Genomic DNA, 14,469 nt, shown 5'->3' with positions numbered 1-14,469 from the left:
TTATTGCGTCAAGTATTTAAAAGCTTTCCACATATTTTTGATAACTTCTTCTTTAGCTCCTTTTCCAAGTCCATTTAGTTCAGATTGTTCATTTACCCAGTTTACAATATCCTGCCTACTTGAAATAGTTGAGGCTTCAATATCTATGTCGAGGTTATAACCTGACTTTCCACTCCCCGATTGAACTTGGATTTTCCCACTATCTGGCTCCGCATCAACTCGAATATTATCGACTTTTTTACCGTTAACTCGTCCAGAAATCTTTTTTCCAAAAGACTTACTCGTCGGTTTATTTGCCTTCCAGCTGTCATAGTTACTGGAATAATCAACCTGAATTTCGCCATTTTGTAAGGCTGTCTTTGTGATAGCTGATAAGCTAGTTACTGCTCCACTAGCTATCAGTACATTCCCATATTGAACCCCTGTTACAGATGCTGCGGTACCAGCTACGATACTTGTCCCTGCTGTTGGCGGACCAGCCATTACACTCAAGACTTCTAGGGCTCCACTCGCAAAGTAAACTCCCAATCCAGAGAAAATTTGAGCTACTCCACTCCAAAATTCGACTGAATTTGCTTCAAAGTTTTGGGCTTTTAGTTCATCAAGCTTTTTGTTAACCAAATGAGTATAGTCAGCATCATATTTCCCATTTTTTAAAACGACATAGCCTTGTTCCAAGGAATGAATTTCAATGATATTCCCTGTTTCATCAATCTTAAGAGTGTGATTGTAGTCGTCAATTATTTTATCCCATTCGGACTTGTCATGGCCTTTTAAGCGCTTCTTTAATTCGGCACGATAGTAGGCATCACCATCGTCCGATAGCATCATATCCCTAGAAGCTTTATTGATTGCACGAGTTTCTGAATCTTGAAAATCTCTTTTTGCATGCGAAACAATCTTCACATCCTTCATCTTTTGCACCCAGCTCATGTCCAGACCGTCCGCATAGTAGTTGCCATCGCTATCGACAATGACTTTACTTAGTTGCGTAGCTCCTTGAATCGCTAAGCTAAGGACTTCTAGACTATCGCTGAAATACTGGGAAACCTCTGAGACAAAAAATTCTAGTTTTTCAATCTTGTCATCCAAATCCTGAATACCTGACTCGATTTGAGACTTGGTATTGTAGAGGATGGTCTTCTCAGAGAAAGCTTTCCCCCAATTCAGTGTAAAGAGGTCTTTGATTTGATTTAGCCAGTTCTCTCTCGCTTGAATCTGAGCTTCTACGATAGCTAACTGCTCTTCCCTCAATTTTTTCAGTTCCTTGAGCTGGTCTAGGTCCAAATCTCCATATCCAGAGACCTGAGCATCCGCATTTTTGTAGGAGGTCAACTCTAGTTGGATATCATCTATCGCTGCTTGTAACTTCTTGATGCTGGGGATGATAATCTCTGTAAAAAGACCCTTCCCAGCTGTGTAGGCTGCTCCTGTCAGCTCACCTGAGTCTAAAGAGGAAATCAGGTGGTCACATCCACTAGATAAGCGGTCCGTGACTTCATTTGCGACCTGGAGATTGTTAGTCATAGCTTGAATCAATTCTTGGGATTCTTGTGCGCTGTATTTTACTCCCATGGTAGCCGATTCCTTTCTGATATCAGTTCTTCTCTAGCTTCATCGAAAGACCGACGAGCCTTCTTCGTTTGTTTTCCCAATTCATCCAGTTCCTCATCTACATAAGAGTTGATCTGTCGTTGAATGGTTCTATTATCACTTTCGATTTGCTCTATCACTTGACGAGAACTAGGCGAGATAGCTAATAGAGTCGCCATACGATGGTGGATACTCTGGATTTCTGAGTGAAAGTGAGTTAGCTGCTGTTCATATTGTCTTTTTAGAGTCTGAAGACTTTCTTCTTTATCGTCAATCTTGACAATTTCTCGCCAAAGTTTGTAGCGTTTTTCTTCGTTCTTATCTGCCATTTTTAATGTTCCCATCTCTTAGCCAGCTCTACGTCGCGTTTTTCAATCTTATGAGCAATTTCTGGAAACTTATTTGCTTGGGTCAAAACAGCCGAGCTGAAATCACTGACCGCCTGAAGCATTTGATTGCAAGCCTGGCGTCCAGCTTCCATCCCTGCAATTTCAGAAGTATATGAAAATTCTACTTGCTGATTTTGCTTCTTGCTCGTGTCATACCCAACCAATTCATTAATAGCTGCCTCTGCTGCTATCGTGCTAGATTTTATCTTTCCACCCATACTTCAAACTCCCTTTATTCATTGTATATTGACCATATCATAACACAAAAATAGTACGATTTCAAAACAAACCCTAAGGGCAAGTGAGCTCATCTCCTTAGAGTAAACTCTATCGCTCAGTGAATGAGTTTGACAAAGACGCCACTAGTGATTTTGGAGACCCGTTTTCTGATGCCTTATAGTTTGAGTAGTCTTATTAGCAAGGCTTGTTCACCTCTCGTGAGAAACAGAAAAAGACAAGCCCTAGAAAAATTCCTAGGGCTCGTCTTATGTGTCATAATGAGCTACGTTTTAACTGACTCCTACAACTCTGTCCGATTTTCAATGGCTCGTAAGAGTGTGACTTCGTCCGCATACTCGATATCTGCTCCCACGGCTAGTCCTCGTGCTAGGCGAGTGACCTTGATACCAGCTGGCTTGAGCAAACGAGAGAGATACATCGATGTCGCTTCCCCATCCGCTGTCGCATTGGTTGCCACGATCACTTCTGAAACCTCACTATCCATGAGACGGGTCATAAGGCTCTTGAGGTTGATATCGTCTGGGCTGATACCATTCATCGGAGAAATGAGGCCATGCAAGACATGATAGAGTCCGTGGTATTCTTGGATATTTTCCATAGCAGCCACATCGCGACTATCCTCTAGCACCAAGATGGTTGTCTGGTCTCGAGTCGAATCCGTACAGATAGAGCAAGGGTCATCATCCGTCAGGCGACCACAGATGGAACAATAGGTCAATTCCCGTTTAGCAGACAGGAGATTTTTGGCAAATTCATTGACATCGTCATCAGACATTCCAATGGTATAGAAGGCTAGGCGGGTAGCCGTTTTGATTCCGATACCTGGTAACTTTGAATAGCTATCAATCAGCTTGGCAATAGGTGTTGGATACAGCATAAGTTCCTTTCTAATTCATTGGATGGTGTTGGTGATAAAGATTGATAATGTCGCGTGCAATAGAAGGTCCGACACCGTTTGTAAGGTTGGTGTTATGAGGAAAGACGACTGCGACCGCGATTTGAGGATTTTCGGTCGGTGCATAGGCGACTGCGTTGGTATTATTGGCTTTTTGACCGCCATTAACGTAACTTTCGGCAGTACCCGTTTTCCCGCTGATGGAAACGGCGGCGCCATTTGAAAAGGCACGACCAGTTGTCAGAGCACTCGTTCCATGCGAAACTTGATAGAAACCTTGCTGTAAGATAGCCATATCTGATTCTGAGATATTGACCTTGTTTAGTTCCTTAGTGGCTGTTTCTTGAACCAGGCTGCCTAAGCCACCTTGGTCATTGTTTCCATAAATCCCTTCAACGATGTGAGGAGCCAAACGTACTCCATTGTTTGCGATGGTTGCAACATACTGGGCTAGCTGCATCGGTGTGTAGTTGTCAAACTGACCAAAGGAATTATTGATATAGTTCCCCAAATCAAATTCTTTTGGCGTAAATCCTGTAGATTCATCTGGGAGGTCAATCCCTGTTGAAGCTCCGAGTCCATATTCCCCAAAGGTTGATCGCAATTTGCCCATTGCAGTCTCTAACTGTCCCGTTGCGACTGTCATATTTGGTGTGTAGGTTTGTCCCATGATTCCTAGCGCAGTTTGAACCATGTAGGTATTAGAAGAGTATTCCAAAGCCTCAACTGCTGTGATAGGGAAAGAGCCATAGGACAAGGTATACCATGAATTGATAGGGGCCGAACCTTGGAAAACGATCGGCTGGTCTGTCAAGGTTTGATTACCTGACAAGACTCCATTTTCCCAACCAGAGCTAAGGGTTGCTGCCTTAACAACAGATCCTGGCACAAAGACGTTGGTTATTGTTCCAAGCGAATCTGAACTTAATTTACCGGATTCGACATCATGCTTGACACCTGACATGGCCAAAACTGCACCGGTTTTAGGATTGAGGGCTACGGCGTAGACTCCTTCAGAATATTTGGCTCCACCGTTGCCCAACTCTGAGTTGAAGTAACTCTTGAGTAGGTCATCCACACCATCCTGGAAAGCTAGATCAATCGTTAACTTGATATTGTTTCCTTTGCTTCCTTCTTCGACATTTTCCACACTTTCCATATTTCCGTGTTTGTCGAGATGGATTTCTTTGACGGAGCGTTTGCCTTGAAGAACATCTTCATATTGCTTTTCAAGATAGGAAGTTCCCACTCGGTCATTGAGAGAATACCCTTTTTTGAGATAAGCATCAACTTCCTCAGCTGGCAGTCCTGACTTTTCATTTGAAACGCTACCGACGATTGTCGATAAAGATGTATCCAGTACTTTACGATCCCATGAGGTTGAAATGCTGATACCTGGTAATTCCTTGGACGCTGATGCAACGAGAGCAACTTGGGTATCATCTAAGGCATCCGTAGAAATGGTTCCCGTTGCAAAATTTTCAACAGCATTGAGCTGACTAAAGAGATAGATTTCCTTTTTCTGGTCATCTGTATAATTAAGCTGACTCACGTCAATGCTTTCAACCGCATTATTGTAAAGTGTCGCTTCCGATAAGCGGTTCCCATCTGAATCCAGGCGTTTATCACTTGGCAAGGATTCGACTGTTTTTTTGTAAATATCCTGGTCCGCCAAGTAGTAGTCTGCAATCTGTCGATCTGTCAGATCAGGGGAGGTTACATTCACATATGTGAGAAGTTTCTTGGCTGTCTCCTTCAATTCAGTTGCAGTCATTTTATTGTTTCGTGTGAAAGAAACAACCTGCTTGACAGTATTTTCTACCAAGGGTTTCCCTGCCGCATCATAGATCTGTCCACGAGCTGAACTGGTTGTTACCCTTGTTTGGCTGGCTGAAGCCAATTTTGTTTCATAAAAATCTTTATTGAGCACCTGCATGTATAACAAACGACCAATAATGGCCATAAAGAGCAGGATGACAATCGCAAATAATAAATTAAGCCGAATCGGAATCGAATGGCTATTAAATTTTCTCATACAACTAAGACTCTTTTCTAGAAAAATTCCCGATTTCCACCTTTATTTTCCCTAAAATAATAGAGTAAATAGGTGAATCTCAGTACATTTCATTGTACCATATTTTACGGAGAAACTCTTGGAAAAGTCGAAGCATTTTTTGACTTTTAATTGAAAATGCCTTTTTATTTGGTTATCCTATTTTCTATGATATAATGATAGTAATAGTTAGGAAAGCGTTAACCTTTAAGACTTTGACTCATAAAAAGGAGCCTCATGAACAAGCCAGATATCGCAACCATAATCGACCTCCATTTTGAAGAATTAACCGAGCTCGAGCAAGAAATCGCTCGCTATTTTTTACAAGCTGAAACGATCCAAGATGATCTCTCTTCTCAGCAAGTTACCCAGAAATTACATATCTCCCAAGCAGCCTTGACCCGCTTTGCCAAAAAGTGTGGTTTTACAGGCTACCGAGAATTCGTCTTTCAATACCAGCACCAAGCTAGTAAACCGGACACTCATTCGCACAAACACAGTCCTTTAACCAAACGTGTTTTGCGAAGCTACAGTATCATGCGAGAACAAACACAGGATTTGATTGACGAAGAACAACTGGAACGCGTCGCCCAATTAATCGATGACGCAGAACGAGTTTACTTCTTTGGGACGGGAAGTTCTGGTCTGATTGCCCGTGAGATGAAACTGCGCTTTATGCGACTAGGTGTTGTCTGTGAAGCTTTGACCGATCGGGATGGCTTTGCTTGGACGACCAGTATCATGGATGAAAACTGTCTGGTACTTGGCTTTTCCCTATCAGGAACTACCCAATCCGTCCTCGATAGTTTGTTGGATGCCAAGGAAATGGGTGCCAAGACCATCCTCTTTACCAGCGCACCAAACAAAAACAGTCAGGCCTACACCGAAACGGTCCTTGTGGCAAGCCATAGTCAATCTTCTTACATCCAGCGTATTTCCGCTCAACTCCCTATGCTCATTTTAATAGATTTGATTTATGCCTACTTTTTAGAAATCAATCGCGATAGCAAAGAAAAAATCTTTAACAGCTATTGGGAAAATAAAAAACTCAACGGCTATCGTAGACAAAAACGCGTTAGAAAATCCTAGTTTGGTTGAACCAAACTAGGATTGTTTTGTCTTGAAATGATAGTAGGCTCCCAACATCCCTGCTGTATTTTGGTGATGGACAAATTCTAATCGTAAAATAAAACGAGCTATTCTTCAGAAGTACGTTCTATAAGATTATAGTTTAATGCAAAGTGTAGCGATATAATCATTTCCATAAGGTGATAATCGATGTCTTTTATCACATGATTCATAAAAATCGATCATAGCGAGACCATTTTTAAGTTGTCCTCTAATCTGACTTTCTAAGGTATGGCTAAATTCATATCCATATTCTGGATTGATGGTGATTTTACCTTCCTCTTCAAGCTCTCTTGAATTAAAAGGGATTGAAAACTTTAACAGTAATTCCTCATCGGGTTTGTCCCATACAGTGTCAGCATCATACATGTAGATCCAAGGATTCATAAATCCGACCATTAACAAACCGCCCTTTTTCAATACGCGAGAGGCTTCTTTATACATGTTTTCTAAATCTTCTATATATACATTTGAAACCGGATTAAAAATAATATCAAAAGTTTCATTTTCAAATGGAAATGGTTTTGTCATATCGCCTTGAACGGTATTGATTTTTAAGCCTTCTCTTTTGGCAACCATTTCATCTCTTTCTAATTGTGATTTAGAAAAATCCATGATGGTGACATCATAACCTTTTGCAGCAAAAACGGGACCCTGCTGGCCACCACCACAAGCTAACCCTAATATCTTTTTTCCCTTGGCTTTTTCAAACCATTCTGTCGGAACTTTTTTCCCCACAGTTAAGGCGACAGAAATTGGATGCTTTCTAGCTTCTTCTAATTCTTCATGTGTCAATGGCTCAGTATAGTCGTTTTTTACATTATTCCATCTATCTTCATTTAATTTTATATAATTACTCATCTTACAATCTCCTCGTAATTTTATATGATTTCGATTTAAGTTGGATGTGTTGCCACACTTCTCTCACCTCTAGAAATTCTAATTTATCAATTTTTCGTCCATCTCATTATATCATTTTTCCACATTTTCCCATTTAGTCAAGCTAAATATCAATTAAATGGATGATAGAATTGCTCTCGCCTTAACTTCTTATGCAAGGTAGTTATTTTCTCCTAGTTTCTCACGATTACCTCCTTTGGCTCAAATTTTTCAATAAAAAAAGAATTAAGCAAAACAGTTTTCACTCAAGTAGTGATTCAGTGTTTTTCTTAATTCTATAGCTCCAAACTAGGATTGTTTTGTCTTGATACTCTTCGAAAATCAAATTCAAACCACGTCAGCTTCACCTTGCCGTACTCAAGTACTGCCTACGGCTAGCTTCCTACTTTGCTCTTTGATTTTCATTGAGTATAAAATGATAATAGGCACCCAACATCCCTGCTGTATTTTGGTGATGGGCAAATTCTAATCGTGTTTTTTCAGCTAGGCTTGGTACCAAGGCGGCCTTCAAGGCTGCGCGAATCTTCGGTTTGAGGATAGCTTCTTGCCCCATGATACCGCCACCGAGAATGACCACTTCTGGATTGGCAACGTAGCAAATATTTGCCAGACCTTTTCCTAAATAGTCTACCATGCGGTCAATGCCAGCCATACAGATCTTGTTTCCTTCGGTAGCTTCCTTGAAAATGCGTCGCCCATTCCACTGATCAACTGAATCTCCATGAGCTGTTGCTACATACTCAACCAAGGCTGTCGTAGAAGCAAGATCCTGAAAAGCTCCATCCTGCATGTGCATGTAACCGACTTCGCAGGCCGAATTGCTAAATCCATGGAAGACTTTCCCATCCATAATCAAGCAACCACCGATACCTGTTCCAATGGTCAAGCAAAGTGTGACACTCGCTCCCTTACCTGAACCAGATACTGCCTCAGCAAGACCTGCACAGTTGACATCATTTTCAATCTCACAAAGAATAGCAAAACTCGTCTCGATTTCCTTCTTGAACTGGGTTCCTGCATAGTTGGGAATCTGAGGACCAGCATAGAAAATCTCACCCTTATCAGGATCCACCATTCCTGCAGAAGAAATGGCAACACCTGCTACTGGGCCTTTTTCTATATAGCTGGCTACGATATCTTTTGTCTTTTGTAAGATATGAGGTCCACCCTTATGCGCCTCGGTTGGCATTTCATGCGATTCAACAAGTTGGCCTTCTTGGTCAATCAAACCATATTTGATGTTGGTTCCACCGATATCAATTGCAACGTAGTGTGTCATAAATACCTCCTTATGGATTAGAGGAAGCGCTCCTTGGTTTCACGAATCAAGGCTGCAGCTGCTTCTACAACTGGTCGATCTTCTTCAGTCACTGGCGTCAATGGTGAACGGACAGAACCAATGTTCAAGCCTTCATTGATTTTCAAGACTTCTTTGATCACACCGTACATATTTCCATGAGCAGAAGTGAGCTTGCCAATGATTGCGTTGATAGCGTATTGCAATTCACGCGCTGTTTCCAAATCTTTCTCTGCAATCAACTCATTAAGTTTCAAGAAGAGTTCTGGCATAGCACCATAAGTACCACCAATACCAGCTTTGGCACCCATGAGGCGACCACCTAGGAATTGTTCATCTGGACCATTAAAGACGATGTGGTCTTCTCCACCAAGGCTGACAAAGGTTTGGATATCTTGAACTGGCATAGAAGAGTTCTTAACACCGATAACACGAGGATTCTTCAACATTTCAGTGTAGAGACTTGGAGTCAAAGCAACACCTGCCAATTGAGGAATATTGTAAATCACGTAGTCTGTGTTTGGAGCTGCAGCACTGATATCATTCCAGTATTTGGCAACTGAGTATTCTGGCAAGCGGAAGTAAATCGGTGGAATCGTTGCAATGGCATCTACACCCAAGCTTTCCGCGTGGCGAGCAAGCTCCATACTATCTTTGGTATTGTTGCAAGCTACGTGAGCGATGATAGTCAATTTGCCCTTGGCAACTGCCATGACTTCTTCCAAAATCAACTTGCGATCTGCCACACTTTGGTAGATACATTCACCAGAAGAACCATTGACATAGAGACCTTGAACTCCCTTATCAATGAAGTATTGAACCAAGGCACGCGTACGCTCTGGACTTACCTCTCCTTGATCATCATAACATGCGTAGAAGGCTGGAATGACACCTTCGTATTTTTTTAAATCTGACATAGATTTTCTCCTAAGATTTCTTTTTTCTGCTGAGAGCAGTTCTATTCTTTACAAGTTTAGTATACACCTTGTGAAAATCGCTTTCAATATCTTATATACACTTAGATTTTAGTTTCTACTTGTATTTTAGAAACTGTAACGATTGAAAGTAGTTTCAGAAACAAGTCATCCTACTGGTATTTGGCGAAGATTTTCTCCATCAATCCTGCTTGGAGAAAGACTAGCAAACCAAAACCAAAGAGGATAAAAGCTGATCCTCCCAAAAGGAGAGTGAAGGCGGATAGATAAAGAACCATCACAATGAGAAAGAGAATGGCTAACATGAGGAAGAACCATGGAAAGTTAAAACTTGCCAAGATAAGCCCTTTTTGCAGCACTTCTTTCCAAGATAGATCATAGCGGGCAGCGATGGGATAACTAGCCAGCATCACCAGAGTGAGGAAGATGAGAATCCCCAAACAAATAGCTTTCACAATCTGAAAAGGTAAAGCTGTCTGGCCCCAGAAAAGATAGAGGTCTAGAAAGCTTAATGACACAATGCCCAACTCTAGCAAACCCAACTGAAGCCCCAGTTTTAGATTTTGCTTGAAGGCCCTTATATAAGTTCTAAAGACTGGTACCCGTCTGCTTCTCTTAATCTCGAACATAGTCTCATAGAGGCTGATTTTCGCCACTCCAATCGTCACGATAGGCAAACAAGAGACAACAAAAAGAAGATTGGCTGTCACAATATCCAAGACCTTCTCACTGAAACGCATGAGAAAATTATCTGTATCAAATGCTGCCTTGATCAGGCTTACTCCTTTTTGTGCCATGTTTGCTCCTCCTGATTCTTTTAATCAATCAAAATTTTAAAGAGATATTTGCGAACCTTCTCTTCCATACCTGCATAGCCATTTGGCTGATGCGGTTCTCCTGGGAAGAAAATCGCAAAATTGTGATAACCCAACAAGAGTGGGTAGCGTTCATGACAATGGACAAAACCAATGTCGCTCGCTTCGTCAAATGCTACCGCCTCGTCTTTGATACGTGAACCGTAGCTCGAATATTCATGTCCTTCTACCAGCAAATGCAAATCTGCATAGTGTTTATGGTGCTCAAATTGATCATTTTCAGCCTGATTGAGGACATTTCCCTGAACAACTAGAAAGACCCTGTCCCCGTCAATCTCATACTTACCGAGTTCGAAAGAATCCTTACGGTGCTGGTAGAGATAGTCGATAGCCTTATCTAGATTGGGATGAATCCCTTTGTAAAAGGTGATGTTTTTCAAATCGTCAAAAATCATACTGTTTCCTTCGTTTCTGATAGTTACTATTTTTCAGTTTCGAATGTTCCTTTTCTATTTCCCTGTAATAGTGCGGACGGAAGCAAATTCCTTCGGTATTTCATTCCTAATTTTTGATCCTTTTGCTCTTTCATCGTCAGTCTCAAAAATTCCGTCTAAGATAAAGCGTTAGGTGCTTATCTTAGATACCACTAAAGCGGGAAATAGATACAATAAAACAAACCTACTCTAACTAGTATCATGAAAAGAGTTCATTCTTAAGTTTATAAGTGTCTGACAAAATCTCTATGGCATACAAATACCCAACATTTTGTAGACACTTATAACTCTGTATTCTCTTATACTCAATGAAAATCGAAGAACAAACTAGGAAGCTAACCGCAGGCAATACTTAAGTATGGCAAGGTGATGCTGACATTGTCTGAATTCGATTTTCGCAGAGTGTTATCCTTTAACAGCTCCCATAGTAATACCCTGTGTGAAGGATTTTTGGAAGACAAGGAAGACGGTTACGATTGGCACGGCTGCAAGAGCTGCACCCGCCATGATCAAACCATAGTTGGTTGCCATTTCGGCCTGCATGGTCGCAACCCCGAGTGAGATGGTCAAGTTTTGACGTGAAGTCAACATAACCAACTGCATGAAGTAGTCGTTCCAAGTATTGATGAAGGTAAAGATTGCAAGGGCTGCAAATCCTGGTTTCACAATAGGGAAGGCTACGCTCCAGAAAGTACGAATTTCACCACAACCGTCGATTTTAGCTGATTCAAGCAATTCTGTTGGAATATTTTCACTGAACTGTTTCATGAGAAAGACCCCAAATGGCCATCCAATCAAAGGCAGGATAACTGCCCAAAGAGTATCGTGAATTCCCATGAAGTTGACGATACGTACCAATGGTACAAGGACAACTTGTTTTGGAAGAGCCATGGCAGCGATAAAGACTGCAAAGAGAATGCGCTGACCATAGAAACGTTTTTTAGCTAGTACATAACCTGCTAGAGAAGAGGTTGCACAAACCAAGAACATAGTTACCAATGAAATAAATACAGAGTTCCACATCCACTGCATGGCAGGGTTTTGCACCATGAGTTGTTGGAAGTTTTCCATTGTTGGAGCTTTAGGGAACCATTGTGGTGGAATCATAATGGTATCAGGCTGTGATTTGAAGGCCCCTGTCAAAATCCAGTAGAATGGAAAGATGAACAGCACGGTCAACAAGAGTAAGATAATCGTTGAAATAACAGTGAAAGCTGTTAATGGTTTCTTTTGTGTAGATTGCATAGCTGTCTCCTTTCTTTAGTATTCTACGTCGTTTCCAAGTACTTTAAATTGAACAAAACTTACGATCGCAATCATAATTGCCAAGAATACACCGATAGTGTTTGCATAGCCGTATTCTGTCAATTGGAAGGCTTTTTCGTAAAGGTAGTACATCAAGGTACTTGTTGAGTAGTTTGGACCACCAGAAGTCAAGAGCTGAATCAAGGCGAAACATTGGAATGAGTTGATGGTTGTAATGATTGCGATGTAAAGAGTTGTTGGAAGAAGGCTAGGCCATTTGATCTTCCAGAAGACTTGAAATTCAGTCGCACCATCAACACGCGCTGCTTCAACTAGTGAGTTATCAATATTTCCCATAGCAGCGATATAAAGGATAATCGGTTGACCAACAGATGTTGTCAAAAGGATGATCATAATCGCTAGCAAAGCCCAGTTTTTATCACCCAACCAAGAAATGTTTTGGCTGATGATATGACTTGACTTAAGGACAAAGTTTAGAATCCCTGATAGGGGGTCATAGATCCATTTCCATACAACCGTTACGGCAACACTACCTGTTACAACTGGTAGGAAGAAGACGAAACGATAGAAAGATCGAGCAATAGCATTTTGATGATAGGTTTGAGATGCTACAAAGAGCGAGAAGAGTACAACAATTGGTACTGATCCAATAACTAGGATAACGGTATTGATCAAAGACTTGGTAAAGACAGGATCTTTAAACATACGAATGTAGTTGTCCAAGCCTACAAACTCAAATTTCGTCATGGAGTAGTTAAAGAAACTTGTAATGAATCCCATAATCATAGGAGCCAAGACAAAGATGACAAAGAAGAATAATACTGGTGCTAGGAAAGCATAGGAAATCACTGTTTCCCGCATGCGAATTTTATTAACTTTCACAGTCGGCACCTCTCTTTCAAATAGAATAGTTTTTGATTTTCTTGAACTGTTTTAAAACCAAAATGAAATTTTTTAAGATTCGCTTATGTAAGAACTTCATTTTAATTTCGTGACAGTTCCTACCATTTCAAACAAAAGTCCCCCTTTTCTTACACCGTAGTGCACAGGGAAAAGGGGGGAATCAATCTGACTTAGTGCTTATTGTTTTGTAGCTTTTTTGATGGTTTCGTTAGCTTTTTCAGTGAAGGCTTTCAAAGCATCCGCTGGTTTTTCGTCACCATTTGATACAGATTGCAACATTGGGAACCAAAGTGTTCTCATTTCAGCAAATCCATCGATAGTATTGTAGTATGGTGAGTAGTATTTAGTCCAGCCACTGATTGTTTCCATACGTTTGTCTTCATAAAGTTTACCAAATGAAGTACGAACTGGGAAGGCGCCTGTACGAACTACGTCTTTAGGACCCCATTCTTTGTCATCTGCGATGAATTGAACAAATTTCTTAGCAGCTGCGATTTTCTTATCGTCTTTGTTGTTAAATACTGCAAATCCGTTTACAAGGTATTCAAGAGATGGTTTACCAGAGTCTGATGGGAATGGTACTTCTACCACGTCTACCTTACTTGCTTCCAAGAGTTTCGCTTGGATACCGTTTTGAGCTGGTGCCCAAAGGATTGTGTATGAAGTTTGACCGTTGGCAAAGTTTTGGATATCTGCTCCACCGTCAAATTGTGAACCGTTGTTCAACAAACCGTCTTTAATCCAGCTAGCAGCTTTTTCAAGACCTTTGACGAATTTAGGATCGTCTGTTGTATATTTGGTTACGTCTTTGTCTGTTACAGAACCGCCATAAAGGTTTGCAATGAAGGCACGTGTTCCTTGGTCTCCCCCTTGACCAGAACTGAACAATGAACCTGGTGTATAGCCTTTATCTTTAAGCGCTTTCAAAACTTTTTCAAAGTCATCAGTTGTCCAACCTTCTTTTACAAGGTTTGCAACTCCAGCATCTTCCAACATTTTCTTGTTCATAGCCATGTAGAATGGAGCTGAACTGATTGGATACATGTAAGCTTTATCTCCAGCCTTACTTGCTTGTACGATGTTTTCGTTGTTGACATCTTTGACGAATTCGTCTGTGAAGAGGTCGTTCAACTCAGCCAATTTACCGTTTTTACCGTATTGGATGATACGTCCTGGTGCGTCAAAGAGTACGTCTGGCGCTGTTCCTGCTTCGATGGCTGTTGTGATCTTTTCAGGACCTGACTTGAAGTCGATGGTTTCCAATTTCACTTTTACATCTGGATTTGCTTTTTCAAAAGCTTCGATGATTGATTTTTCATAAGTTCCAACACCGTCACCAGTTTTTTCTTGTGTGAAGACTGGGAATGCCCACCAAGTGATTTCTGTTTTTCCGCTATCGCTACTAGAGCTTCCAGCATCTTTACTTCCACCAGAATTACCACAAGCCGCAAGGCCAAGAATCGCAGCACCCGCAAGTACTGTACAAGCTAGTTTTCTAAATTTCATTTGTATTCTCCTAATTGATAAGCGTATCCATATTGGATAATGAGTTCTTTATATT

14 protein-coding genes are annotated in these 14,469 nt (G+C 41.1%); 1 reads left to right on the top strand and 13 read right to left on the bottom strand.

Annotated features, from left to right (window positions below; all coding sequences use genetic code 11):
* The 5 genes from O3622_RS04440 to pbp2b form a co-directional block, all read right to left on the bottom strand.
* Positions 1–1,575, bottom strand: coding sequence for a virulence protein (locus O3622_RS04440; protein WP_371607095.1), 1,575 nt, complete (start codon positions 1,573–1,575; stop codon positions 1–3).
* Entirely contained in the window at positions 1,566–1,937 is a 372-nt protein-coding gene (locus O3622_RS04435) for a hypothetical protein (RefSeq protein WP_371607094.1), read from the bottom strand. The genes O3622_RS04440 and O3622_RS04435 overlap by 10 nt, the downstream gene beginning before the upstream one ends.
* The gene (locus O3622_RS04430) at positions 1,925–2,200 is read right to left on the bottom strand and encodes a TIGR04197 family type VII secretion effector (RefSeq protein ID WP_000509001.1); all 276 of its coding nucleotides are present in this window, start codon (positions 2,198–2,200) and stop codon (positions 1,925–1,927) included. Before O3622_RS04430 ends, O3622_RS04435 begins: the two co-directional genes overlap by 13 nt.
* Before the next feature lie 302 nt (positions 2,201–2,502).
* Entirely contained in the window at positions 2,503–3,099 is a 597-nt protein-coding gene (gene recR, locus O3622_RS04425; RefSeq protein ID WP_000966758.1) for a recombination mediator RecR, read from the bottom strand.
* A gap of 10 nt (positions 3,100–3,109) precedes the next feature.
* Positions 3,110–5,152 carry a penicillin-binding protein PBP2B gene (gene pbp2b / locus O3622_RS04420; RefSeq protein ID WP_371607093.1) on the bottom strand — a complete coding sequence of 681 codons (2,043 nt, stop codon included), beginning with the start codon at positions 5,150–5,152 and terminating at the stop codon, positions 3,110–3,112.
* Positions 5,153–5,407: 255 nt separating this feature from the next.
* Here pbp2b and O3622_RS04415 point away from each other — a divergent pair, with 255 nt between their 5' ends.
* A complete protein-coding gene (locus tag O3622_RS04415; RefSeq protein WP_044020400.1) occupies positions 5,408–6,259 on the top strand; it encodes a MurR/RpiR family transcriptional regulator in 852 nt (283 codons plus the stop codon).
* A gap of 135 nt (positions 6,260–6,394) precedes the next feature.
* Here O3622_RS04415 and O3622_RS04410 read toward each other — a convergent pair whose 3' ends face one another.
* The 8 genes from O3622_RS04410 to O3622_RS04375 all read right to left on the bottom strand — a co-directional run bounded on the left by O3622_RS04410 (position 6,395) and on the right by O3622_RS04375 (position 14,414).
* Positions 6,395–7,159, bottom strand: a complete 765-nt coding sequence (locus tag O3622_RS04410; protein WP_049479674.1) for a class I SAM-dependent methyltransferase — start codon at positions 7,157–7,159, stop codon at positions 6,395–6,397.
* Between the two features lie 421 nt (positions 7,160–7,580).
* A complete protein-coding gene (locus O3622_RS04405) occupies positions 7,581–8,477 on the bottom strand; it encodes an ROK family protein (protein WP_000150239.1) in 897 nt (298 codons plus the stop codon).
* 17 nt (positions 8,478–8,494) lie between these two features.
* Complete coding sequence (locus tag O3622_RS04400) at positions 8,495–9,412, bottom strand: dihydrodipicolinate synthase family protein (RefSeq protein ID WP_001281472.1); 918 nt, start codon at positions 9,410–9,412, stop codon at positions 8,495–8,497.
* A 170-nt stretch (positions 9,413–9,582) separates the two neighbouring features.
* Positions 9,583–10,227 (bottom strand): YesL family protein, encoded by a 645-nt coding sequence (locus tag O3622_RS04395; protein ID WP_371607092.1) that lies wholly within the window; start codon positions 10,225–10,227, stop codon positions 9,583–9,585.
* Positions 10,228–10,247: 20 nt separating this feature from the next.
* The gene (locus O3622_RS04390; protein WP_371607090.1) at positions 10,248–10,700 is read right to left on the bottom strand and encodes a YhcH/YjgK/YiaL family protein; all 453 of its coding nucleotides are present in this window, start codon (positions 10,698–10,700) and stop codon (positions 10,248–10,250) included.
* 444 nt (positions 10,701–11,144) lie between these two features.
* On the bottom strand, positions 11,145–11,984 hold the full coding sequence (locus O3622_RS04385) for a carbohydrate ABC transporter permease (RefSeq protein ID WP_001192118.1): 840 nt from the start codon (positions 11,982–11,984) through the stop codon (positions 11,145–11,147).
* Between the two features lie 15 nt (positions 11,985–11,999).
* Positions 12,000–12,866, bottom strand: coding sequence for a carbohydrate ABC transporter permease (locus O3622_RS04380; RefSeq protein WP_001209416.1), 867 nt, complete (start codon positions 12,864–12,866; stop codon positions 12,000–12,002).
* Between the two features lie 219 nt (positions 12,867–13,085).
* Positions 13,086–14,414 (bottom strand): extracellular solute-binding protein, encoded by a 1,329-nt coding sequence (locus O3622_RS04375; RefSeq protein WP_000672117.1) that lies wholly within the window; start codon positions 14,412–14,414, stop codon positions 13,086–13,088.
* Positions 14,415–14,469 lie beyond the last annotated feature (55 nt).

The sequence above is a fragment of the Streptococcus sp. 27098_8_51 genome, assembly GCF_041432205.1.
Lineage (GTDB): Bacteria > Bacillota > Bacilli > Lactobacillales > Streptococcaceae > Streptococcus.
Note: the sequence above shows the minus strand (reverse complement) of the source record. Positions and strands in the feature narration are given on the sequence as shown.